This window comes from Haliscomenobacter sp. (assembly GCF_965225875.1).
Classification (GTDB): Bacteria; Bacteroidota; Bacteroidia; order Chitinophagales; family Saprospiraceae; genus Haliscomenobacter.
On sequence record NZ_CBDDBS010000003.1, the window covers coordinates 1,192,754 to 1,218,695 of the forward strand.

Annotated in this window: 14 protein-coding genes and 4 tRNA genes; 16 read left to right on the top strand and 2 right to left on the bottom strand. The window is 46.6% G+C overall.

Going from position 1 to position 25,942, the window contains the following annotated elements:
* Positions 1 to 15: 15 nt before the first annotated feature.
* The 12 genes from ACO08K_RS25130 to ACO08K_RS25185 all read left to right on the top strand — a co-directional run bounded on the left by ACO08K_RS25130 (position 16) and on the right by ACO08K_RS25185 (position 18,076).
* Entirely contained in the window at positions 16 to 3,600 is a 3,585-nt protein-coding gene (locus ACO08K_RS25130; RefSeq protein WP_421799243.1) for an OmpA family protein, read from the top strand.
* Between the two features lie 351 nt (positions 3,601 to 3,951).
* Positions 3,952 to 5,592: a sodium/sugar symporter gene (locus ACO08K_RS25135; RefSeq protein ID WP_421799244.1), complete on the top strand. Its 1,641-nt coding sequence runs from the start codon at positions 3,952 to 3,954 to the stop codon at positions 5,590 to 5,592.
* A 241-nt stretch (positions 5,593 to 5,833) separates the two neighbouring features.
* Positions 5,834 to 11,308 carry a proprotein convertase P-domain-containing protein gene (locus tag ACO08K_RS25140; RefSeq protein WP_421799245.1) on the top strand — a complete coding sequence of 1,825 codons (5,475 nt, stop codon included), beginning with the start codon at positions 5,834 to 5,836 and terminating at the stop codon, positions 11,306 to 11,308.
* A gap of 2 nt (positions 11,309 to 11,310) precedes the next feature.
* Positions 11,311 to 11,958, top strand: coding sequence for a WbqC family protein (locus ACO08K_RS25145; protein ID WP_421799246.1), 648 nt, complete (start codon positions 11,311 to 11,313; stop codon positions 11,956 to 11,958).
* A gap of 24 nt (positions 11,959 to 11,982) precedes the next feature.
* Positions 11,983 to 13,080, top strand: coding sequence for a VIT1/CCC1 transporter family protein (locus ACO08K_RS25150; RefSeq protein WP_421799247.1), 1,098 nt, complete (start codon positions 11,983 to 11,985; stop codon positions 13,078 to 13,080).
* Positions 13,081 to 13,625: 545 nt separating this feature from the next.
* The gene (locus ACO08K_RS25155; RefSeq protein WP_320032909.1) at positions 13,626 to 13,901 is read left to right on the top strand and encodes a hypothetical protein; all 276 of its coding nucleotides are present in this window, start codon (positions 13,626 to 13,628) and stop codon (positions 13,899 to 13,901) included.
* A gap of 272 nt (positions 13,902 to 14,173) precedes the next feature.
* The gene (gene typA / locus ACO08K_RS25160) at positions 14,174 to 15,994 is read left to right on the top strand and encodes a translational GTPase TypA (RefSeq protein WP_421799248.1); all 1,821 of its coding nucleotides are present in this window, start codon (positions 14,174 to 14,176) and stop codon (positions 15,992 to 15,994) included.
* 551 nt (positions 15,995 to 16,545) lie between these two features.
* Positions 16,546 to 16,617, top strand: a tRNA-Asp gene (locus ACO08K_RS25165).
* 81 nt (positions 16,618 to 16,698) lie between these two features.
* Positions 16,699 to 16,772: transfer RNA gene (locus tag ACO08K_RS25170), tRNA-Pro, on the top strand.
* A gap of 6 nt (positions 16,773 to 16,778) precedes the next feature.
* A tRNA-Arg gene (locus ACO08K_RS25175) sits at positions 16,779 to 16,849 on the top strand.
* Positions 16,850 to 16,924: 75 nt separating this feature from the next.
* Positions 16,925 to 16,998, top strand: a tRNA-Glu gene (locus ACO08K_RS25180).
* 112 nt (positions 16,999 to 17,110) lie between these two features.
* Positions 17,111 to 18,076 (top strand): DUF1152 domain-containing protein, encoded by a 966-nt coding sequence (locus tag ACO08K_RS25185; RefSeq protein ID WP_421799249.1) that lies wholly within the window; start codon positions 17,111 to 17,113, stop codon positions 18,074 to 18,076.
* A 213-nt stretch (positions 18,077 to 18,289) separates the two neighbouring features.
* On the opposite strand, the gene ACO08K_RS25190 is transcribed toward ACO08K_RS25185, so the two are convergent.
* Positions 18,290 to 20,950, bottom strand: coding sequence for an ABC transporter permease (locus tag ACO08K_RS25190; RefSeq protein ID WP_421799250.1), 2,661 nt, complete (start codon positions 20,948 to 20,950; stop codon positions 18,290 to 18,292).
* A gap of 1 nt (position 20,951) precedes the next feature.
* On the bottom strand, positions 20,952 to 21,284 hold the full coding sequence (locus tag ACO08K_RS25195; protein ID WP_421799251.1) for a PadR family transcriptional regulator: 333 nt from the start codon (positions 21,282 to 21,284) through the stop codon (positions 20,952 to 20,954).
* 217 nt (positions 21,285 to 21,501) lie between these two features.
* On the opposite strand from ACO08K_RS25195, the gene ACO08K_RS25200 reads away from it, so the two are divergent.
* The 4 genes from ACO08K_RS25200 (at position 21,502) to ACO08K_RS25215 (ending at position 25,830) form a co-directional block, all read left to right on the top strand.
* Positions 21,502 to 21,894, top strand: a complete 393-nt coding sequence (locus ACO08K_RS25200) for a hypothetical protein (protein WP_421799252.1) — start codon at positions 21,502 to 21,504, stop codon at positions 21,892 to 21,894.
* 88 nt (positions 21,895 to 21,982) lie between these two features.
* The gene (locus ACO08K_RS25205) at positions 21,983 to 22,546 is read left to right on the top strand and encodes a dihydrofolate reductase family protein (RefSeq protein ID WP_421799253.1); all 564 of its coding nucleotides are present in this window, start codon (positions 21,983 to 21,985) and stop codon (positions 22,544 to 22,546) included.
* Positions 22,547 to 22,555: 9 nt separating this feature from the next.
* On the top strand, positions 22,556 to 22,747 hold the full coding sequence (locus ACO08K_RS25210) for a hypothetical protein (protein ID WP_421799254.1): 192 nt from the start codon (positions 22,556 to 22,558) through the stop codon (positions 22,745 to 22,747).
* Positions 22,748 to 22,914: 167 nt separating this feature from the next.
* Positions 22,915 to 25,830 carry an ELWxxDGT repeat protein gene (locus tag ACO08K_RS25215; RefSeq protein WP_421799255.1) on the top strand — a complete coding sequence of 972 codons (2,916 nt, stop codon included), beginning with the start codon at positions 22,915 to 22,917 and terminating at the stop codon, positions 25,828 to 25,830.
* The last annotated feature ends 112 nt before the right edge of the window (positions 25,831 to 25,942 follow it).

Below are 25,942 nucleotides of genomic sequence, written 5' to 3' on the forward strand. Positions count from 1 at the left end.
CCACGAAGCATGCTGATGAGACCTACTTTAGTCCGTTTTTCCTTTCTGTTGTTTGGCTTTTCCGGCCTTTATGCCCAAAACGAACCCATGCAGGTAATCCGTTGCCTGGCTATTGAACCCGATCAAAGTATTCGGAACATCTACGTTGACGAATCCAATCAAAAATGGGTCGGCAATGGTAGTGAGGTATACCAGGTCAAAGCCCTTGATTTAGCCAATAAATTAGTATTAAAACCAGGTGAGCAATCCCTTCTCTCGGTAGCTGGTGGAAATGCGGATGTTCGTTGGAACATTGAACAGTTGCAGAGTTTGCTCAAAATCAAACTCAACGCCGACAATCGGATAAGTACTGGCTACTACGATACCCAAAAAGACTTGCTGATTCTTGGAACAAGTGGGAGTGGTTTTTTTGAACTCAAAACCAAGCCCACTCTACAATTGGTTGGTTCTTATACTACGGCCAATTCGAAATTGCGCTCCAATCACATTAACCTGATTTATGCGGATAGCTACAACAAAATCTGGGTTGGAACCGATCAAGGTCTGCTCCAGGGTAGCTCTGGCAAATGGGAATTGGTGAATAAATATTTCAATGTCAGTGGTCTCCAAACTTATTTGCCCTTTACTTATGTGCTTTCTGATGGCCAACTTTGGCGCTGGGATGGCAAAGGAGAATGGGAAGATTATGGTTTTGACGAGCGGATGGTTGAAGGAAGCATCGAAGCTTTTGCCCTCGATGTACAAGGTCGTTTTTGGGTAGCCTCTGAAATACTGGCCCGTTACGACCCCGAAAGTGATAAATTCCAAACCTTTGGTCCGGCAGATTATTACACCAGCCAGTTCCCTTCGGTCATCACCATCGATAAAGAAAATGCCATCTGGGTTGGAACCGATGATAAGGGAGTGTATCTGGTAGAAAAAGCCAGCGCGATGACCCTTAACCTCATCACTGGTATCGTAGCCGGATGTGACCCCAAGGGGATGACCATCAAAGCCAAAATCACGGGGGGAAAAGCACCCTTTACCTATCAGTGGAGCAACGGCCAGAATGCCGAAACAGCCAAAGACCTCGGCCCCGGAGAATATGCCGTGACCGTAACCGATGCAGCGGGTTTGAGCAAAAACAGCCGGGCTGTCTTGCCTGACCCCCGGATTACCCTCAAGGTTAGTCAACAAAGCGAGGAATCAGGTGCCAACGCCAAGGATGGTGTGGCCGCAGCTATCGCCACTGGAGGTAGCCCCTCCTACACCTACCTTTGGGACAATGGAGAGACCAGCAACATCGCCAAAAAGTTGGCAGAAGGCACCCACACCGTGGTTGTCAAAGATAAACTCGGCTGCTCCGCTGAAGGTACTGTAAACATCACCCAAAAGACGGCCGCATTGCGCGTCGTGCTTGCCGAAAAGCAAAAACTCAATTGTAATGGGGATAAAAGCGCGGCTATTGGCCTTACCGTTTCTGGCGGCAAAGCACCCTTTCAATATCAATGGAGTAATCCCGCAATAAGTGGCGAAGCCCCAACTGGACTGGCTGCCGGCGATTACCAGGTGACCATAACTGATGCTAGCGGGCAAAAGACCAGCAGCACCATAAAAATTGACCAACCTGCCGCACTAAGCCTCAATTTGCGGGTACAAACTCCCGCCAGCACCAACAATGCTGACGGTAAGGCCCAAGCCCAAGTGAGTGGGGGCACTGCTCCCTATACCTATTCCTGGGACAATGGCGAAAACACCACCCTGGCCAGCAAACTAGCTCCAGGTCAACACAATGTGACGGTCACCGATAGCAAAGGCTGCCGCACCCAAGGCAGTATTGAAATTTCTGAAAATGTGCTTGCGCTCAATGCCAATTTGCGGGAAACCAAAAAATTGGATTGCGCCGGGGCCAAGGACGCAGCCTTACAAGTAGAGGTGAATGGTGGTAAAGCGCCCTTCACCTACGCATGGAGTATTGCTGGCAATAGCGGAACCCAAGCCAGTAACCTGGCTGCTGGCGATTACAGCGTGACCGTTAGTGATGCCAGTGGAAAAAATGTAACCGCAACGGCAAAAATTGAACAACCCGCTCCCTTGCAAGTACAAGTCAATGTAACTGCGCCTGCCAGCACCAACAATGCCGATGGCAAAGCTACCGCCCAGGTAAGTGGGGGCACATCAGCTTACAATTACCGCTGGGACAACGGCGAAACGTTGCCTAGTGCCAGCAAGTTAGCTCCTGGAAAACATAGCGTTACCATTACAGATGCCAAAGGTTGTAAAGCCGAAGCAAGTACCGAAATTTCCGAAAACATCCTCGCCCTGGAAGTAAAGCTGGTTGCACAAACAGCCATCAATTGTAATGGTGCCAAGGAGGGTGCACTACAGGCGAGTGTCAGCGGAGGTAAAGGACCATATACCTATACCTGGAGTGCCAAAGGTTTGAGTGGCAACCAGGTCAAAGGATTGGCTGCCGGGGATTACAGTGTGAGTGTGAGTGATGCCAGCGGCAAAACCGCCAGTACTTCCCTCAAACTAGAACAGCCTAATCCCATCCAGGTAAAAATCAATGTCCTGTCTCCAGCCAGCACCAACAATGCTGATGGCAAGGCAACAGCTCAAGCCAGTGGTGGTTCTGGAACATTTACCTACAAATGGGACAATGGTGAATCATTACCCAGCGCAACAAAATTGTCTCCCGGTAGCCATACCCTCAGCGTAACGGATGCCAAAGGTTGCACCTCAACGGCCAATGTCGACATCACGGAAAATATTCTACCTCTGGTGATCGAACTGGAGGAAAAATCGTCGATCCCTTGTTTTGGTGCCAAGTCAGGTGCAATCCTCGCTAAAGTACAAGGAGGTAAAGCCCCCTACCGTTTCCAATGGAGTGACCCCAATACCAGGGATGAAGCCGCAATTGGTTTGTCTGCGGGGAATTATAGCTTAACAGTAACAGACGCAACTGGTGCTCAAAAAACAGCCCAAATGAGCCTTAACCAGCCTGAAGCAATGAGCCTTAGTTTGAGCAAAAAATACGGCGTAACGGCTGAAACGGCTAAAGATGGATTGGCAACGGTGCAAGTAAAAGGAGGAACCGGTCCACTCAAATATGCCTGGAGTACCGGAGAAACCCTGCCTACTGCCCAACAGCTTGGTATGGGTAAAAACACCGTTACAGTAACCGACGCCAAGGGTTGTGCGGCCACCTTAGGGGTAGACATCAATAAAAAGAACATTCCCGAACTCACGGCAGGTCGCATCCGCAATGGTCAAGCCATTCGGGTGGAACAACTCCAGTTCGACATCGATAGCATCAACATCAAAGCTTCTTTTATCCCAATCCTGGACGAAGTATTTGAGTTTTTAACCGATAACCCTGGCATTACGGTAGAGGTTGGCGGACACACCAATGGTTTGTGTCAGGACGAGTTCTGTATCCGATTGTCCACAGCCCGTGCCAAATCGGTTGCCGAGTACCTGATCAACAAAGGCATCGATGCCAAACGGGTCTTGTTCAAAGGATATGGCCGTACCATCCCCATTGCTACCAACTCCACACCTGAAGGTCGCCAAAAAAACCAGCGGGTGGAAATCAAAATTGTCCGCATGAATGGATGAGAATGGGTGTAAAAGTGTGATCGTGTGGGTGTGGGTGTGTTGGGGTAACTCTAGGTGGTTGCTCTAGGTCCAGCTAAGTGCTGTATCAAAAAAATCGAGGGCCTAGGGTCAAAAAATCGATAGCATCAGAGTTATTCAGCCAACCCACGGATTCATCCGTGGGAGGCCCCCCACCGCCCCAACCCACGAATTTATTCGTGGGGAAATCCGCGCCAACCCCTCCTCCCCAAACTTTTTTCCCACATCCTTTGTCCGTGTGAAATTTTTCCCTATGTTCAGCCTGAGAAACCAAATAATAATTTAGAGCTGTTGCTTTAGCACCTCTAATAACCCTTCAACTCAAGCTGGCTTATGAGCGGACAATTGGACACCAAAGACATCATCGTCTTTCTCATTTATTTCGTCTTAGTCTCAGGTTATGGCTATTGGATTTACCGTCGTAAAAAAAGCGCCACCGCCGACACCAAAGACTTTTTCCTCGCCGAAGGCACCCTCACCTGGTGGGCCATCGGTGCCTCCCTGATTGCTTCCAATATCTCCGCTGAACAATTCATCGGTATGTCGGGCTCAGGTTTTGCGATGGGTTTGGCCATTGCTTCCTACGAATGGATGGCTGCAGCAACCTTGATCGTTGTTGCTGTTTTTTTATTGCCCATCTACCTGCGCAATAAAATTTACACCATGCCCCAATTTTTGGCCCAACGTTACAGCCCTTTGGTCGCTACGGTGATGGCTGTATTTTGGTTGGTGGTGTATGTTTTTGTCAATCTTACATCTATTCTACACCTGGGTGCATTGGCCGTGAGTACCATTTCAGGCATCAGTTATGAAGGTTGCATCCTGGGATTGACCATTTTCGCGGTCTTCATCACCCTGGGGGGTATGAAAGTGATTGGTTACACCGATGTGATTCAGGTGTTGGTCTTGATTTTGGGTGGACTGGCCACAACTTACCTGGCCCTTGATTTGGTAGCACAGCATTATGGCTCCAGTGGCGCCTTGAAAGGCCTGAGCTTGCTGGGTGAAAATGCCAGCAGTCACTTCCACATGATTTTGAATCCTGGCCAGATGATGATGCCCGATGGTGAAGGTGGGCAAAAAGATGCCTACCAGGATTTGCCTGGCATCGCGGTTTTGTTTGGAGCCATGTGGATTGCTAACCTGAGTTACTGGGGGATGAACCAATACATCACCCAACGGGCCTTGGGGGCTGACTTAAAAACTGCCCGGGCTGGGCTCTTGTTTGCTGCATTCCTTAAATTGCTGATGCCCATTATTGTGGTGTTGCCCGGGATTGCTGCATTTCTCTTGTTCCAACAAGGTGAGTTCCAAACCGAAATCACCGAAAATGGGTTCGTCAAACCGGATAAAGCTTATCCTGTTTTGATCAACTTATTGCCAACTGGGTTAAAAGGGCTTTCTTTTGCAGCGCTTACGGCTGCCATTGTAGCCTCCTTAGCCGGGAAAGCCAATAGCATTTCAACCATTTTCACCCTGGATTTGTACAAAAAGTACTTCAACCGGGATGCCAGCGAAGCCAATCAGGTCCGCGTGGGGCGCATTGCCATCGTTGTAGCCTTAATCATTGGGGCTTTTGTAGCACCTGTGTTGCGCAACTTTGGTCAGGCCTTCCAGTTTATCCAAAACTTCACTGGTTTGATTTCTCCAGGGATTACCGCAATCTTCTTACTGGGCTTTTTCTGGAAAAAAACCACTGCCAATGCTGCACTTTTAGGTGCTATTGTCACCATACCAGCAGGCATTGCTTTGGAGCAGTTGATGTCAAATCTGCCGTTTATGCACCGCATGGGTTGGGTGTTTTTAATCGTAGCCGGCTTAATGGTCTTGACCAGTTTGCTGGATAAAAAAGGCCGCGACAATGTCAGGGCTATTGAAGTAGATACTTCCGATTTCAAAACTGCGCCGGGTTTTACCATTGGTATGATCGTAGTAGCAATTATCCTCGGGGTATTGTACTCCGTTTTCTGGTAATAGCAACTTAAGACCTGGAGCACAAATGGTCAGCATTGAAATCTAGTTTCATTGCTGGCCATTTGTGTTAGTTCCGACAATTCTAGGTTTAAGACCATTCCCAAATAAATTTAAACACATAGATTTCATCCTTTTCTTTACATTTGTGCACCCGGTATTTGCGTTATCAAGATTCAGGTTTTTGCTTCAGCGCTATTATGGGGCAAAAAAAACTCATGTAATTCCGAAAACCAATACACCCATGGTGAGAACGATACGCATCCTGGTGTTTCTGCCGATGTTGTGCTTTTCAACAGCTATTTTTGCCCAATACATCCCTCTGGCCGATACGACCATCCGCGCTTGCGGCGGATTTTTGACCGATTCTGGTGAGCGCAACTTCAATTACCGCGCCAACGAGAATTTGGTTATGACCATTTACCCGGATCCAAGTCAAGGTGCGCGGGTACGCCTCAATTTTCCAGCCATAAATTTAGGTAGAGGAGATCGGCTTTGCTTTTATGATGGCAAAGACACCCTGGCCCCATTGTTGCAATGTATTGACTTCTCACGGGGCAATCAGCCTTTCTACGTCCAATCTTCGGCAGCAAATCCCGATTCTTGTATAACCATAGCGTTCCGTTCTGATGGCCAGCTCGAAGCGGCAGGTTGGGTTGCTTCCATTGAGTGTATTCAGGTTTGTCAAAATTTTGAAGGCGCTGTTCTGTTCTCAGACCCTGCCCCAATCCCCCAGGATACCAATAGCATCAACCTTTGTCCTGGTGACAATTTGTTTTTACGGGGGCGTGGTTTTTACCCCCAAAACAATACCCTGTATGAGGAAAGCGACAGTAGTTCGGTTTTTTCCTGGGATTTTGGCAATGGTGATGTAAAGACTGGCAAAAACGTAGACTATACCTATCTGGAGCCTGGTGGCTACACCGTTCGTTTAAGGGTGGCCGATATCCGTGGCTGCCAAAGTACCAATGTGGTAGAGAAAAAAATCCGGGTTGCGCCCAGACCCCGTTTTAGCACCGATACCAGTTTACTTCCAGAGATATGTGCTGGAGACACCTTGCGGATCCTGGCCGGAGGGCCGAATACCCCTGGGGCAGCCGTTAAAGTGACCGCACAAACGACCAGTTTTCAAACTGAACTGGTTAAAGGAGACAACCAGTTCATCCCGGATAACGATGGTCGAAAGCTGGAGTCAACTTTGGTGGTCGATGGCTTCTTTGTGGGGCAAAACATTACCGAAGTAGACAACCTGGAGGGAATTTGTATCAATTTGGAGCACTCCCAAATGCGGGATTTGAATATCGTTTTGCGTTGCCCCAGTGGTCAAACAGTCACCTTACAGAACTTCAACGGCCCCGTTGGAAAAGCAGTTGAGCTCGGTCAATCCAATCCGAACGACGATGCCGCTCCCCGCCCAGGGCGCGGTTATGAATATTGCTGGAAAACGCCCGTGTCCAACAACAACTGGAGCGATTATGTCGATTCCTTTAATCTGGATAGCTTACCCATTGGAGAATATCGTCCCTTTCAATCTTTGAATCAATTGCTGGGTTGTCCGCTCAATGGCAACTGGACCCTGGAAGTAGAAGACCTCAATACGGGTGAAAATGGCTTCATCTTTGCCTGGAGCCTGGATTTTCAACCCGCCATTTTTCCTAAAATTGAAACCTTTAGACCCGGTATTGCCGATTTAACCTGGCGCTTTCACCCTACCATCTTGTTTCAGGATGAAAACAGCGCTTCGGTTTCTCCATCAGATGGTGGCCTGGCCTCTTATCGTTTGATTGCACAGGATTCATTTTTGTGCACCTTTGATACCACGATCACCCTGCGGGTAAAACCCAAAAATGATCCATCATGTGGAACTTGTTTGTTAACTTTTAACCCGCTGCCAGATACCACAATTTGCTTGGGTGATAGCCTGGCAATGTCCTTTGTCCCCAATGAGCGTTTGAATCAAGTCCTGGTGTACACTTCTTTTCCACAATACAGTTTCAACTTTACACAACACCCTCCTGGTTCGCCTTATGAATCGATTATTCCTGTGACTAAGGTTGCCCAGAGTACGCTGACCGATCCCCGCAATCAAATTGAATCCGTTTGTATCGACCTGAATTCCGATTGGAATTCCGACCTCAATATTTTTTTACGTGCACCTAGTGGTGAGTTGCTTGAGTTAAGTACAGGGAACGGAGGTTCAGATGACAATTACATATCCACCTGTTTTTCCCCACGCGCAAGTGCCCCCATCAATTCGGGTACAGCTCCTTTTACTGGCGACTGGCTGCCCGAAGGCAGTTGGAACGACTTGCGTGGTGCCAAAATTGAAGGCAATTGGACCTTGCTGATCACCGATGCATTTAGCTCCTCACTACAGGAAATCAACGAATTACTCAGCTGGTCGATCCGTTTTCGATCAGTGGATACCTTGACTTACCAATGGTCCCCTGCAAACAGTTTGTCTTGCAGCGATTGTGCCGAGCCAAAGGCCTTGATCCCTACAAACACCCGTATCCGGGTGCAGGCACAAAGCCGTTACGGCTGTACTTTTGAAGACGAATTCCAGGTAACGGTGCGCGACACTTTTCCTGCCCCAAAAGTCACTTGTGCTCAGGTTGGGGCACGGAGTATTCGTTTTTCCTGGTTGCCAACCGCCGCCAGCCAATACAGCATCCGCTTTTCGATCAATGGGCGGGATTCCATTTTACCCATCGCCATTAGTGATACCTTCTTCAGCGTACACAATTTGATGCCCAACGATGAAGTAAGGATTGCTGTGCAGGGTTTTAGTACCGATTCCAGCAATGTTTGCAGCTCTGGCATTGGCGTTGCAGCTTGTAACATTCAACCTTGTGGTATCAATGGCATCATCACCCGCACCAAAAACATCTCCTGTGTAACCGCCAACGATGGCGCTTTTGAACTTCAATTGAGCGGTGCGGTAGGAACCGTACAGTCCGATTTGACTGGCCCCATTGGTTTGATCCAACCCTATCGCAATGATAAACTAGATTTTGGTAATTATCAACTGATCCTTGTTGACGAAGCGTTGTGCAGTGACACCCTTAACTTTAGCATTGGTCAAAACGATTCGCTCAACCTGACCCTTAGCCCAGATCGAACCCTCAGTTGTGCCAAGGATCAAAATGTCAACATCGCTTCCAGCATTACAGGTGGTACTGCTCCCTTCCGCTACACCTGGAATAATGGAAGCCCTAGTTCTGTTTTGAGCAACGTTGGTGCAGGTCGTTATACCCTAAGTGTGTCTGATGCCAATGGATGTAGAGGAACCCGTGCCATCGTTATCAACGAACCCGCTCCCCTAATGCTGGCCATGATTCCAGAAAATGTATCTTGTTTTGGGGCAAATGATGGGAGCATCATCGCTACAGGAATGGGGGGTACTGGAAATCTGAATTACCTTTGGAGTGATGGCAACGTACAAAACAACCGCAATAGTCTCCGTGCAGGCAACTACTGTGTAACAGTCACAGATGCCAATGGTTGTCGGATGAGTGATTGCCGAAACATCACCGCTCCCAGCGAACTCAAAATAGATTCCATCCGTTTACGCCAGCCCACTTGCGCTGACCGCAGGGATGGACAAGCGACGGTTTTGGCCTCAGGTGGCACCGGAGTTTTGGATTACCTGTGGAATGATCCCCAGGGACAAATTAGTCGGACCGCCAATTCTCTGGCTCCCGGCCAATACCAGGTGATGGTTTCCGATTCCAACAATTGTATGGTCAACCAAACCATCAGTATCGTCGCACCCACTGCCTTAGCCCTACAAATCACCCCCCAATCGGTAAAATGTAAAGGTGGCAACGATGGCCAGGCCCGCATCCAGGTCAATGGAGGCACCAAACCCTATCGTTACACCTGGGAAACGGCCAATCAAAATGACACCACGGCCAGCATGTTGAGTGCAGGCTCTTACGGCATCACCATCACCGACGCAAACAATTGCAGCACCGAAGGCCGAGCCATCATCAATGAACCCGCCAATGGGCTTTCTCTGAGTTTGGAACAAGTGCAACAAGGTTGTTTTGGCGCCAAACAAAACAGCGCCCGGGCCCTCCCTTCAGGTGGATCGGGGGCACCTTATACATTCCAATGGAGCAATGGCAGCACTGCTCAGAACCCAATTGCCCTGGATTCACTTTCCTACACCTTGACGGTAACTGACGCTACGGGTTGCGCCCAAAGCAGCTCCATCAAGCTGAAGGATTTGCCCGCTATGGAACCCAATACCATCATCTCCCAACCTTCCTGTTTTGGCGGCTCTAATGGGGCCATTGGCATCAATTTAATCATTGGCAGACCCAACGCAGACCTCAACCAATACCGTTTCCGCTGGAGCAATGGTGAAACCACCCCCATTATCCGGGGACTCCGTGGCGATGAAACCTACTCAGTCACCATTACCGATCCACAAGGCTGTATGGCTTCTACCACCCGCACGGTACGCCAGCCCAAAGCCATCACTTTTGAAATAGCAGCAGATACCCTGGCTTGTAATGGTGCAGCTACTGCAACTGCTACCATTCGCAATATCGTAGCCGACACCCGCAATTTTACCTTCAAGTGGGATGCGAGGGCTGGAAATCAGACGACCCAACAGGCGACCAACTTACGGGCTGGAATTTACTCGGTTACCGTAACCGATGAATTTGGTTGTTTTGGCATTGGTGCGGTACAATTGCAAGAACCAACATCGGTGCAAGCATCCGTGCAGGCATCTGGGCCATTGTGTAATGGAGACAGCACCGGGCGGGCTGCCATCAATGCATCCGGCGGAAATCCTGGATATACCTACCGCTGGAGTAATGGGGCCAGTACTGCCTTCGTCAGCAATGTACCAGGAGGTCTGTATAGGGTGACAGTAACCGACCGCAAGGGCTGTACCAGCATCAACAATGTAAACATCCCCATTCCGAACCCGATCAAACTCAACATCAAAACCCAGGATCCTACTTGTAACGGCGACCTGGATGGTTCGATAGTTACCAATCCAAGTGGCGGGAAAGCGCCCTATTTATTGAGCATCAACCGAGGTGTTTATCGTCCTACCTTAAGCGCAATTGGATTAAAGGCGGGAAATTATGATGTATACATCAAGGACGCCAATGGTTGTATTACCGTGGAATCTGCCCAAATTGTGGATCGTCCTGCCTTTGCGCTCGATTTGGCCCAAACCAGCTTCACCATCCAATTGGGAGATACCCTACAACTAAAAGGTGAAGCCATCAACAATCAAGGGAATGTCACTTATACCTGGATTGAACCGTACACCGGAACGCTCAGTTGTACAACTTGCGCCTCCCCTACCGTTCGCACCCAAAATGGCATTGAGTACAAATTGACTGCCAAAGACGAAAAGGGCTGCATCGACGATGTCATTGTCAAAATTTTCGTCCGCAAACAACGAATTGTGCTGGTGCCAACTGGTTTTTCCCCCAATGGCGACAACAACAACGACCTCTTGTTGGTACATGGCCAAAATGGCGTCAAGATCAAAACTTTCCAGGTATACGACCGCTGGGGAGAAGCCGTATATATCCGCGAAAACTTTGACATCAATGACAGTAGTGCTGGCTGGGATGGGAAGTACCGCGATCAGGCTTTGAACCCGGGAATTTACATGTGGTTTCTGGAAGCAGTGTACCCCGATGGGTTTACCGAAATCCGTAGGGGCCAAACGACTTTATTGCGCTAATAATGAATACTCTGAATACCGTATTGTTGAGCACCCAATTTTGTCCGCCGGTGCAGTACTTTGCCAAAATTTTGCAGTATGACCACATTTGGGTAGAGCACCGCGAAAACTACCAAAAAGGCAGCTACCGCAACCGTTGTCACATTGCTTCAGCCAATGGCTTATTGCGTTTGTCCATTCCACTGGTCAAAGGCAAAAACCATCAAACGCCCATTTGGGAGGTGCGGATTGACTACAAAACTAGTTGGCCCGCGAAACAATGGGAGGCTATTACTTATGCCTATGGCAGTGCACCTTATTTTGAAGAATATGCCGCTTTTTTGGCGCCACTACTAAATGGAGACAAACGTTTTGAATACTTGTTTGAATACAATGCGGCGCTATTGAAGGCCTTTCTTAAGTTGCTTAACCTGCGAAAAAGCATTCATTATACGGAGGATTATCATTTTACCGCACCGGATGGAATACTAGATTTGCGACAAGTCATCTCCCCGAAACTCGAGTTGTCCAGCGATCCACATTTCATTCCCGATCCCTATCCCCAAGTATTCAACTATAAGTATCCCTTTATGGAAAATTTGAGTATATTGGATTTGCTTTTTTGCACCGGACCTCAAGCTTTGTTGGTGCTGCAAAAAAGCGCCCGATAGCCACCCGTGCAAAACTGCCTTCACATGTCTTTGAAAAGTATTCAAACCGAAATTGATGCCGCTTACCTGTATCAAAAGCTAGCTGAGCACGAAGAAGATTCGGCCATAGCCCAGGTATTTGCCCAAATGAGCAGCATAGAAAAAGGGCACGCCCTGGCTTTTTTAAAAGCCCAAAACTTGCCAGAAACGGCCTTACCCGGCCCCTCAGGGCGTGCGAAAACCTTAAATTCCATCGGGCGTATCTTTGGGTATGACTATGTGCTCGGCGTTTTGATGGATACCGAAAAAAGCATCTCCAATGCGATGTTGGTAGCCAAACGAAAAACCAATAGCCCGGTAAGTGGGACAGAAACCAACCACGTCAAAATATTGCGCAACATTTTGAATGGCGATGCCAAGGTTGGCAGCAAAGCCATCACCAAATTTGAAAGCCGGCACCGTTCCGTAGGGGGCAATGCTTTGCGCGCAGCAGTTTTAGGTGGCAACGATGGTTTGGTCTCCAACTTTAGTCTGGTCATGGGGGTTGCAGGTGCAAGTGATGGCGAAAGTGGGGTTTTGGTAGCTGGTTTGGCGGGTTTGCTGGCCGGAGCTTTGTCTATGGCCTTGGGCGAATGGATCTCGGTGAAAAGCTCACAGGAGTTGTATGAAAACCAAATTCAGCTCGAATTGGAGGAACTCGAAACCAATCCCGAAGGCGAGCAACAAGAATTATCCCTGATCTATCAATCTAAAGGCATCAATAAAACCGAGGCTGAGCGGATGGCTGCCGAAGCCATGCAGGATACCGCCAGAGCCCATCAGGTTCTGATCGAAGAAGAATTGGGCATCAATCCCGAAGAACTCAAAGGGTCGGCTATTGAAGCGGCTTTGTACTCTTTTGTTTTGTTTGCCATCGGAGCCATAATCCCCGTTTTTCCTTTTTTGTTCATCAGTGGATTTAAAGCCGTATTGTACAGCTCCGCCTTGAGTGCTTTAGGCTTATTTGGCATTGGTGCGGCCATCACTTTATTTACGGGAAAAAGTGTGTGGTATTCTGGTTTGCGACAAGTGTTTTTTGGACTGATCGCCGCCGCCATCACTTTTGGTATCGGAAAAATCATTGGCGTTTCACTGGCTGGATAAATTGCGATTGCAGGTATTTTGTGCTAAATGCCTGCAATCAACTCTTATTTTATTTCGCTTCATCCCATCTTTTCTACATTTCAACCCAAATTTTATTCATTTCGACGAGTACAATAGGGGTAGATGCATCCTTATGCATCTATACTACGTCTTTGATGGCAAATCAGTGATGTTAAAGAACTCACCGGATTTTAACCAACCAATTGCAACTAAATCATAGTCTTTATAGACAAAAAAAGCCAGCGATTGGAACTTTCTTTTGGCAAAACACACTAAAAGAAAGAAAAAATACCAAAACGAAATCCGAAAGCGGATTTGCTCCGTACTTAATTTCAACAATCGATCTTGTTTAACGTTTAAAAGAAAATGCTTAAACAAAAATCGAAACCCTTTGGAAGTTCGCGCAATGAAATGTTAAGGTTTTTAAAAAACATTAACAGTACTTTAAAACTTCATTAAGCAACATCCGCCCAATAAAATCAGTTTTATTGGAAAGCTTTTGAGAGAAAATTTTTGTCCAAAACCCATTTACATATCCAAACGTCATGAACATCCGAAAAATCAAATTGGCCCTTACGGTAGGGCTCTTAAACCAAGAAGCGGGGAATGTCGTTCACGACATTCAAGCGATGATGAGCGACTTCCGCGAGGAAGTAGGTGCTTATGTCGGTGCCAAAGTGGTTAAAATGGCCAAACTGAATCCAACCCACGTACAACAAACTTACGCCCTGCAATACGAGCGCTGTACCTTAAAAGTTGACCTGATTTCTAATCCGGCTACCAACTTGCAAGTTGTACGGAACTTCTCCCTTGCATCTTAATCCCATTGTCCTTTTTTAACCTTGTTCGTTTCATTCAAGCTAGCACAATGAACATTTCTAAAAACTAAGCGGAATCGCGCGTCATGCCCGGTTCCGCAATTTTTTTTAGGCCCCTTCGCTACCCTTTTTCAACCCGCCCAGCATTTCTTTTCAAATAATTAACATCTTTTTCGTGCATGGTCTTGGAATTATGAGTACTTTTGCGCCTTGTTTGAGTAAAGGGGGGTGACGCAATCGCATTTTTGCCGTCAAATCCCGACGAAAAAATTCCTATGGAACTGCGCAACATTGCTATTATCGCCCACGTAGACCACGGCAAGACCACCTTGGTTGACAAAATGATCGCCGCCGGCCGTTTGTTCAAAGATCACGAACGCCCCGGAGAATTGATCATGGACAGCAACGACCTGGAGCGGGAACGTGGCATCACGATCCTTGCCAAAAACGTGTCTATCCGGTACAAAAACTACAAAATCAACATCATTGATACCCCTGGTCACTCCGATTTCGGCGGAGAGGTTGAGCGTGTACTCAATATGGCCGATGGCGTGCTACTTTTGGTGGATGCTTTTGAAGGTCCAATGCCACAAACTCGGTTTGTGTTGCAAAAAGCCCTGGAGATGGGCAAAAAACCAATCGTAGTAGTCAATAAGGTAGACAAAGAAAACTGTAAGCCCGACGACGTGCATGAAGCCGTTTTCGACTTGATGGTGAACCTAGATGCTACCGAAGAACAATTGGACTTCCCTACCCTTTTTGGTTCTGGTAAAGGTGGCTGGTTCAGCCTCGACTGGAAACAAAAGACCGACAGCATCGTGCCTTTGTTGGATGCTATCGTTGAGCACATTCCTGCCCCACAAGTGAGCGAAGGCAACACCCAGTTGTTGATAACTTCCCTGGATTATTCCAGCTTCATTGGCCGGATCGCCATTGGACGCCTCAACCGGGGTACGCTGAAGGATGGCCAGTTTGTAACCTTGTGCAAAAAAGACGGTAGCATGGTGAAAAGCCGGCTCCGTGGCCTATATGTTTTTGAAGGTTTTGAAAAAATGAAGGCCGAAGAAGTACAGGCTGGTGAAATCTGTGCATTGGTTGGTATCGAAGGGTTTGAAATTGGCGATACCATCGCTGATATCGAAAACCCCGAAGCATTGCCACCGATCTCCATCGACGAGCCAACCATGAGTATGCTCTTCACCATCAATGATTCACCATTCTTTGGTCAGGAAGGGAAGTTTGTTACTTCTCGCCACATCAAAGAGCGTTTGGAGAAAGAGCTGGAGAAAAACCTGGCTCTGCGTTTGATGGAAACCGATTCTGCGGATTCCTGGCGGGTGTTTGGCCGGGGTGTATTGCACCTTGCGGTACTCATCGAAACCATGCGCCGTGAAGGTTACGAAATGCAGATTGGCCAACCACAGGTAATCATGAAACGCATCGACGGCCAACTCCACGAACCAGTGGAAGAACTGACCATCGACTTGCCCGAAGATGTATCCGGTAAAGCGATTGAAATGGTTACACGCCGCAAAGGGATGATGACCTCCATGGAACCAAAAGGCGATCGCATGATCTTGCGTTTTGAAATTCCATCTCGGGGTATCATCGGCTTGCGCAGCCAAATGTTGACTCAAACAGCTGGCGAAGCCGTAATGACCCACCGCTTCATCGCCTTCCAACCACACCGTGGTGAGATTCCTGGACGTACCAACGGATCGTTGATCAGCAAAGACCCAGGTAAGTCTATCCCTTACTCTATCAACAACTTGCAAGAGCGTGGCACCTTCTTCATTGGCTCCAATGAAGACATCTACGAAGGCCAGGTTGTGGGGGAAAACAGCCGTCCTGGTGACATGATCATCAACCTGACGGTGACCAAAAAATTGACCAACGTACGGGCTTCTGGCTCCGATGATAAAATCCGTCTGATTCCACCCCGTCGCTTCACCCTTGAAGAGGCATTGGAATACATCCAGGAGGACGAATACGTAGAGGTAACGCCTGCAAACATCCGCTTGCGTAAAATCTACCTGAAAGAGCACGAGCGCAAGCGTTTCTCGAATAAGCAGACGGTTGAATTGGTGGAAGAATAGTCTTCCTCACTTCGACGAAAAATGAAAAGGCTTTCAGCAAATTGCTGGAGGCCTTTTTGTTTTTTTGGCTAGGGTGCCTCTTCGGTGCCTTAGGTTTCTTAGGTGGTGAAAGAGTATCCTTTTTCACCACCTAAGAAACCTAAGGCACAAAGGAACACTTCAGGAGAGCGCTCGAATATTTTTTTACAAAAAATTCCTAGGCGGGAACTTAATCTGCCGCCCCCCGGTTAACACCTACAATTCAACAATTGAAGGTCAAAAACTTGTCCACATGACACGCTCATCATTGTTCACCGCAGTACTCCGACGCCAGGCTTCTCCAGCAGCGCGACCGATCCGAGATCGGGAGGGTGCTGAGGTTCGGGAGCGTGGGTAATCTTTCCTGATCAATCTCCACGGTAAATACAACGATTATCCCACGGCTAAAGCCATGGGCTGAGGTGTGATGTGGCCTCCCACGGATAAATCCGTGGGTTGGCGAAGGCATCTGCACGGTGAAAAACCAACTCTTTCACACCAACATTTTCACACTTCACATTCACATACGATAGGGTGCCGTAGTTCAATGGTAGAGCAGGGGATTGTCTATCCTCAAGTTGCGGGTTCGAGTCCCGTTGGTACCGCTGGGATATTGGGCAGCCACATTGGGCTGCCCCAACACACCCAACCCACACCATCACACTTTCACACCCACACCCATTCTTGTAGGAGTCATCTAATTGGCTAAGAGACTTGCCTTGGGCGCAAGGGAATGCCCGTTCGAATCGGGCCTCCTGCACTGTATAGCTTTGTCGTTCAATGGAAGGACGTCAGATTACGAATCTGAGGATCGGGGTTCGAGTCCCTGCAAGGCTACAAGAAGACTAAACCTTGGGTGTTGGGCAGCAACATTGGGCTGCTCCAACACACCCACACTTTCACACCCATTTTGCTCCTGTTGGCAAACTGGCTAAGCCTCCGCACTTTCTATGCGGACATTGCGGGTTCGAATCCCGTCGGGAGTACTATATTTGTCTTTCTCAAGGGTAAATATGTCACGATTTTTTACCCTTGAGAAATTTGATACAGTGCAAGCAAACAAGGCCCTATCTTGATTTTGTAAACTAACCATCTTCTATGTCATCAACACTTCAGCAAATCCCCATTTTCGATGCTCTCAAATCCAGTCAAAACATTCTACTGGCAGGTGCTGGTGGAGGATTCGATATTTTCAGTGGCATCCCGCTTTATTTCAGCCTAAAAAAGCAGGGCAAAAAGGTGGTATTGGGAAACCTATCCTTTACCTGGCTCCATGAGTCAAGTTCTGAAAATGTATTCCCATTCTGTTACAAAATTCGAATTGGAGATAGCGATTTGTCTGGAAGAAATTATTTCCCGGAGCGCTACCTCAAACTGTGGCTGAGCCTCCAGGGAGAGTATCCCGATGTGTATGCATTTGACCGAATTGGTGTCAACCCCTTAAAAGAAGCCTATCAATACCTGATTGAAAAACACAACATTGATACGGTCATTTTAATTGATGGCGGAACGGATAGTTTGATGTTCGGCGACGAGGAAGGTTTGGGCACACCCCAGGAAGACATTTGCTCTATGGCCGCCGTGTATAAAACTGGTATTTCCAAACAGTTTTTGATCAGTGTAGGTTTTGGGGTCGACCATTACCATGGTGTGTCCCATTATCGGTTTTTGGAAAATGTTGCTGAATTGATCAAAACTGGCGGTTATCTGGGGCTTTTTCAAATAACCAAGGAAATGGATGAAGCTCAAAAATACCTGGAAGCCATCCAATTCGCCAATGAAAGAATGCGGGGAATGGAGAGTATTGTTTCCAATTCCATTGCCAGCGCATTAGAAGGTGAATATGGTGATCACCACAAAACCCGGCGTACACAGGGCAGTCAGCTTTGGATTAATCCTTTGATGACCATTTATTGGTGTTTTGACTTGCCCAAAGTAGTCGAAAAAATCAAATACTACGATTGGATCAAGGATGTGAATACCATTGGGGAGTTTAATGGAAAATTGGCACAGTATCAAAGTAGTTTGAGTGAATTCAGACGGGGTTGGCAGTTACCGCTATAATTTTGCTAGAATCATTTGAATACAAAACATGAATCATCCCGAATTTTCAAAATAATTCCAAAGCGACATAATTTTCACAAAGAAAGCACAAAGGACACAAAGCGAAGCATCGTCTAAGTCTAACTTTGGGTCCTTTGTGCCCTCTCTTTTCCCTTTGTGATAAAAAAATGTCGCTTTTATAATGTTCTAAGAAATTTGGGATGACTTAAGTTTCTACCCCCCGTTCAACACCTCCACCGGGTTACTCCTCGCCGCCTTCATCGTCTGCGACCCAATCATCAAAAATGCAATCAGCAAAACCGCCAATAAACCCACAACCAACTCTGCGATTTGCACTGGAGTATGATAAGGAAATCTCCTCAGCACCACGTTCTCAAAGAAAACATAAGTCACTGGTAGGGCTATCAGCGCCGAAATAGACAACAGCGTTAAAAAACCACGGCTCAGCAAGAATACAAGATTGCCAGAGCTTGCCCCCATCACCTTGCGGATGCCGATCTCTTTCAGTCTGGTTTCCGTAGTAAATACCACCATCCCGAACAAGCCCATCGACGCGATAGAAATGGCCAGGAAGGCCAGGAAACCTATAATTTTGATCATGGACGAGAATTCGCTATAGGCCTCTTCTATTTCCTCATCATAAAATTTAGCATCAAATGGATGGACCCGATCGATCTTTTTCCAGGTGGATTCGATTTTTGCCAGAGTCGCCAGCAGGTCGGCACTTTGTATTTTGGCATTGATCATGGTCCGGTCTTCGGGTGTCCAGGGCATAAATGCAGTCGGCCCGATGAGGTTGTCCACTTTGCCGTAATGAAAGTCTTGCATGACACCTACAATGGTCAACTTCTGTCCATGCAAATTGAAATTGCTGAAGGTGATCTCTTCCCCAATGGCCTTTTCAGGGTCGCCATTTGCGATGTTGAATCGTTTTAAAACCTGCTCATTAACAATCACCTCTTTGACCGCCTGGGCCGTGCTAGGTCGTGCAATAAAATTTCCGCCAGCCAAGAGTTTATACCCATGCAAAGGCAAATAGTTTTCGTCAACCTGGTTGGTCAAGACCAGGGCCGAGTCCCTTGAATTGCCGTATTTCACCATACCTCCCCAGGCATTCCCAACGGCGGTGACAATCAACGAACGCGACAAATCTGTTACTTCCGGCATTTCGCTCAGCTCCTTGAATAGTGCATCGGATTGATTGCCCTGCATGTTTATGTTCAGGACGTTTTCGGTGTTGAACCCAAGATCGAATGCAAGGATGTTTTTATACTGCACGTAGCTGACTGCCGTTGTGGTGATAAAGATCAAGGTGACCGTATATTGAATCAGCACCAAAGCCCGCCGTAGCGTAAGGTGTTTGAATACCTTGATGGAGGAAGTATTTCCTAACGCACTGATCGCACTAACCTTCGAAAAGAATATGGCGGGCAAAAAACCTGCAATCACCCCTACAACGATCGAGAAGAGAATAAAGGCTGCAACCATACCAGGACTGAGGTTGAGTTTCACCGTACGCTGCATTTCTGGCGCAATGTTGATCAACTGTGGCCGCAAGATGAGGAATAGTAAGAATGATAGAAAAAGGGCTGCCAGAGAAATCATAACCGCCTCGGCAAGGAACTGCATGCGCACCTGGCTCTTCTGAGCCCCGATGGCTTTGCGGAGGCCAATTTCCCTGAAACGGCGCATGGCTCGCGCAATCGAGAGATTAGTATAGTTGAAACAGGCCGACAACAACACCACGAAGGCCAATCCGCCGAGTATCCAAAGCGCAATAGTAGGCATATGAGGGCTTATGGGGCCGCTGGGACTGGGATCGCGGAGCCCCTCTCCTACTACAATTTTGTACAAAGGAAGGAGCTCAAGTTGGACCTTGGTGTTTTCTTCGGCAAGATTTTCCTCCGCTGCAATGGCGTCGAGTTGGGTCTGGATAATAGCCTTATCTGCTTTTTCAGGCAGCAAAAGGTAGACATAACTAGTTCCAATGCTCGTCCAAGCCTCAAAACGTTGATCTCCTTTGTTGAGTTGCTCCGCCGTGGAAAACGATACCAGGGCTTCAAAGCTGATGTGCGAAAAGAAAGGCACATCCTTCATGATACCGGTCACCTGGTAATCGAGGGTATCCAACTTAATTACCTGGCCAAGTGCAGATTGGTCGCCGAATAACTTCTGGGCAGCAGTTTCAGTAAGTACAATCGAATAAGGGTCTTTCAGTGCCGTTTCGGGATTTCCTTCCAGCATCGGAAAAGTAAAAACCCGGAACACCGAGGGCTCCGCCCAAAAACCCTTGATGGGGAGAATGTTCTCTCCAACTTTCGCATCCCCCGAAAAGTCGTTGCGCAGGATCGCCACCTCTTCTACCCCGGTCACTTTTTCTCGAATCAATTTCCCGGACTTGATTGAAGCAGATGCAAATTTGCTGCTTCGTTCACGATTGGAAGTTTCTATACTGGTGATGCGATAAATCCGCTCCCCATTTTTGTGGAATCGGTCATACGAGCGCAAATCGAGCACAAACGCAATCAGCAGTAAGCCGACGGACATACTGATGGCCAGGCTGACGATATTGATGGAGGAAAATAGTTTGTTGCGCAGCAAATTGCGTCCCGATGTTTTGATGTAACTTCCAATCATGATGTAGTTGATTAAAAGGTTGACAAATGTTGGTTTGCGCACCGTATAACTCCTGAAGAACTTGATGGCATCAATGATGTAGATCAGTTTCGCGCGACGCGGCCCGAGGGACTGTACATTGCGCTCAAAGTATTCATGGAGATCGCCGCTCAGGTCCTCCAGAAGCTCGGGTTTACAATACCACTCGATGAAGCGCTGCGTCCAGAGTGGCGGTTGGTGTTCCTGCTGCTCTTTCATCTTAGGTGCTTATCCAGGTAAAAGGTGGTATCCGGTCCCACAGCTGATCGCGTATCGATTTGGCGTTGATCAGGGCTGCTTTCCCTGCTACCGTGAGTTGATAGAATCTTTTGCGTTTACCACCCCGGTTTTTTGTGGCTTCACCCAGCTCGCTGTTCACCAGTCCTTTTTCTTCAAGGCGGTTGAGAACTGCATGTACCACGCCGAGTTTTACGGTGCGGCCGGTGTGGTTCGAAAGCTCATCGCAGACCGCTACGCTGTAGGCCTCTTCCATCAGTGCGGCGACAGTGAGCAGAACTAATTCTTCAAATTCTCCAAGGTTGGTTCCTTTCATGTGTGGTATTGATTGGTGAAGATATGGGTGTGGAGAGATATTACATACAAAATGGGATGAAATGGTGGAAAAATGGGGTGGAATAATCAGGGTCAGCATGCACCATGTCAGGGAAACTTGGTAATTTGGTTGGTTCATTTCCCAACCATATTTACACATTCCTGCGTCTATAGATACGGACATTACGCATGCAAGTTGTAAAACAAAAAAACTGATTATGAAAAAGATAGCCCTCACTTTTAAAGCTATAATTTTGTTGATCCTCGTGCTGCCCAGTTGCCAAAAAGAAGATATAAAGTGTTCTGGCGACACAGAATTTTGCTCATTTATTGACAAAGAAGAGTATAACAGGACTGGGTCTGTCATCAATAAATGGCTTGCAGGGCAGAAAAAAACGCTTTCAGAAAATGAAAAATTGGAACAACTCAGGGATTGGCTGGAATGTAAAAATTGTGTTTCAAATGTAAGAATAGACTGTAATTCTTGCATTTATACTTACCCTGCACAAAGCGAGTTAAAAATTTCATTTATTATTAAGGGACAAAAAATAGAAAAATGCCTTGATGTCATTATGGATGATCCTTTAAGGGTTAGAGGCTATCACGACTAGAAAATAGCCGTAAAAATATACGTTTACTGCGCCTCTAGTACCAAGATTGATGGCAAACAAAATTTGTTCGCCAGTAAAACACAATCAAGTGAAAAAACTCATTGCAGCAATCAATATGAGCCTGGATGGGGTATGCGACCACACTGCTATGGCTCCAGATGGTGAAGTTCATCAGCATTATACCGACTTGTTAAAAGAGGGATCTGCCATATTGTATGGAAGGATAACCTATCAGCTCATGGAAGATTTTTGGCCAAATCTGGTCAAAAACCCTAGTGATAATCAGGCTCTAAATGATTTTGCTGAGGCCATTAATGAAATTCCCAAAATTGTTTTTTCCCATACCTTGAATCACTTGGAATGGGAAAACTCGAGTCTGGCCCAAAAAGCCCTTCATGATGAAGTTTTAACGCTCAAACAAATAGCAGACAGGGATTTTTTTGTTGGAAGCCCAGGTCTAATCATCAGCTTGATGAATCTAAATTTAGTGGATGAATTGCAAATCTGTGTTCACCCGGTAGTGGCAGGAAGCGGCAGGCTCTTGTTTAACAACATTCAAGAAAGGAATGAACTGAAGCTGGTCAAGACAAAAATCTTTAGTTCCGGGGCGATTATTCTTTATTATGAGCCAATTAATGCGCCAGAACTTTAGCCGCCATTCATGCTTAAAGTAGATGAAGAAATTTTTGATTGTGTCGGAGTGAGGATCAGCCAAGGCGACACCGCCAGCATAATCCTAAAAAACCATACGATTGCAAAAAGTAAATTAATGGAAATGCACCATGTCGGTATCGTTGTTGAGTCCCTCGATAATGCAATTTCTTTTATCTATTTGAGCAGACAGAAAATTTGATTGCTCGGGAGGACAGGAGGTGATGCAAAAGAAAATAAAAAAATATGTTTAATAAAATAGCTGTAAATTAGATTAGACATTTTCGCATTGCAATAAAAAAAACGCTTCTTCTTAACAATTTGCCTACCCTATCATCACCTGCTTACCTTTCACTAAACTGTTGCAACATGAGAAAGAAGTTCATCTTTTGGGTGCTACTATCATTTTGTTTTCCCTTTATTTCGGAAGGTCAAAGTTTAGTAGCCGACATCAACCGTTCTGAGCAGGGAGGGCGCCCCCTTATGTTAACATCTGGGTCCAATCACGTTGTTTTTACTGCTGAACATGAAATTTATGGCCGGGAATTGTTCGTCAGCGACTCCACCCATTTCACAGCACATTTGATTAAAGATCTTAGTCCTGGAAATGCCAGCACCATTTTTATAGAAGTTGCCATAATTGATACGAACTGTTATTTCATTACTTACCATGACGCTGGGATTTTACAACTTTGGGTTACCAGCCTGATTCACACCAATCCAGTATTGTTAAATACGTCGTCTGCAGCTGGTTTTAGTAAATCTGGAGGCAGTCAAGTTGGGCAATTTACCCGGCTTGGTGATGAAGTCTACTTCATATTCCATTCTTTGGGTTTATGGAAAACCGATGGTACGCCCGAAGGCACCCAATTGATAAAAAACTTTGACTTCAATGTTAGTCCCAGCTGTCTGGGAGTGTACAACAACCAGTTGATATTCCTGGCAGAAAACAGTTTGGGTGTGAGCCAGCTTTGGAAAAGCGATGGCACGGACACAGGGACTCATATTATCAAATCGATAGATACCCAATTTGGAATTCAGGCTTATGTTCAATTTAAGGATAAGCTCTATTTTGCAGCTGATAATGGAACAAGTGGTTTGGAACTCTGGCAGTCCGATGGCACTGCAGCGGGAACCCATTTGTTTGTTGACCTGGCGCCAGGAAATGCTAGTAGCTCTCCTTCTTTCCTAACCGCCGTTGGAGAAAATTTATTCTTTGCGGCAAGTACCGACAACAACTATAAACTCTGGCGAACCCAGGGCACTCCTGAATCTACCCAATTGGTGAAGGATATTCGACCAGGTTTAGCCTATACTCCATTATCTTTCCAAGGTTTTAAAAACACCTTATTTTTCCTGGCTGATGATGGCATTCATGGAATAGAATTATGGAAAAGCGATGGAAGCGCAGAGGGTACAAAATTGGTAAAAGACATTTTTATTGGTCCAAAAAATGCTTATGACTACCTGGTTTTTAAAACCACCACTACCGATGATTTTTTATTTTTTGTAGCCAGAGATAGCCTGCAAGGCAAAGGATGTTGGCGCACCGATGGAACAGAGGAAGGGACCATCCGCCTTCATGACCTGGCGGCTTGGCCCAATTATGCCGATTATGGCGTGGCCATCAATGATATGGTCAGTTTTCAAAATGCGGCTTATTTTGTGGATTTGCATGAATTCAGCGGTCTGGAGTTGTGGAAAACAGACGGGACAATAAAAGGAACGGGCATTTTTACCAAAATAAAAAATAAATCGGCAGGTTCCTTTCCTGGTAACTTACTTGCACTCAACGACCAGTTTCTTTTTTCAGCGAGAACTCATCCGGATGGCTTTGAACTGTGGAAAAGCGATGGGACGGCCAATGGGACCCAACTGGTAAAAGACATCAATCCGGGTGCTGAAGATGCTAATCCACAATTTTTTACCCGATGCAAAGACCATGTTTATTTTTCTGTACAAGATTCTCTGGTTTTCCAGCACATTTGGAAAAGTGACGGCACGGCAAAGGGTACGGTAGAGCTTAAAGACTACCTGGGAAGAAAATTATCATCTTTCAATACCATGGCCGTTGTCAACGATAAATTGCTAATTAATGCCACTCATGTAGAAAAAAATGAATTATTGTGGGTTTCAGATGGAACAGCTGAGGGTACAAAGGTTTTAAAGGAGCCTTACCCGGCTAACTCCCGGCTACATAACTACCCTGGATCGATTCAGGACACCGTATTTTATTTTACCGCTACGGATGCTTCCGAGCAGCCACAGCTTTGGAAAACCGATGGCACCCCTCTTGGTACTCATTCGGTTACAAGCAACAAGCCAATTAAAAGTGTAGGAAGAGTGTTGGCCAAAATAAATAACAATGTATTTTTTACAGCTGTGAGCCAATCTTTTGGAGAAGAATTATGGGTGAGCAATGGAACATCTTTTGGAACCCGCCTGTTGAAAGACATAAATCCTGGCCCCGAGCATTCCGGTATACAAAACGAAATTATCGTAAATAACAATCTGTACTTTACAGCTACCGACGGTGTTAATGGCCATGAACTTTGGAAAAGCGACGGCACCGCGCAAGGAACTATTCAAGTTAAGGATATTGTTCCAGGCAGTTTTTCTTCTTACCCTTACCAACTAACCGCCCATAAGAACGAGTTATTTTTTTTAGTAGACAGGGATACAACAGGAACTCATGCGCTTTGGAAAAGCAACGGTACACCTGAAGGCACTCAACAAGTGAAAATTATCGCAAATTCAGGGGATAGTGGCAATTTTATTCGTCATCTTTTTTCCTGGGGGGCTTATCTTTATTTTTCGGCCAGTGATGGCTTACATGGGCGGGAACTTTGGCGCAGCAATGGTACGGATACGGGTACTGTAATGCTCATCGACCTGTACCCCGGCTCCGCCTCCAGTGACCCGGAAAATTTCTTGGTATTCCACACCCATTTGTACTTTTCCGCCAATGATGGCCAACACGGAAACGAACTTTGGCAATTGGTACCAGGCAATGTAGTTTCAGTCAAAGAAACTCTTGCTGCGCAGGTTCTGCTTTTTCCCAATCCTGCTACTGATCAACTTATTGTCCGGCAAATCAATGACTATAAAACTTTACATATTCGTTTATTCGATGCTGCTGGAAAATTAGTAATTCCAGAGGTTGTCACGCACAATTCCGATGCGCCACTACAGGTTAGCCAACTGTCAAGCGGGCTTTATTTATTGGAAATCCGTGAGAAAGGCACGAAAAAAAGGAGGATTCAAAAAATCTTTATAGTGCATTAATTCCTTTTAAGTAGTTCACGACATCAAATGAAGCAAACATTTTGATTGAGACAAGTTTTGCGCAGGTTTGAAAGGATCAAACCTGCGCAAACAAAACCAGGATGCCTTAAGC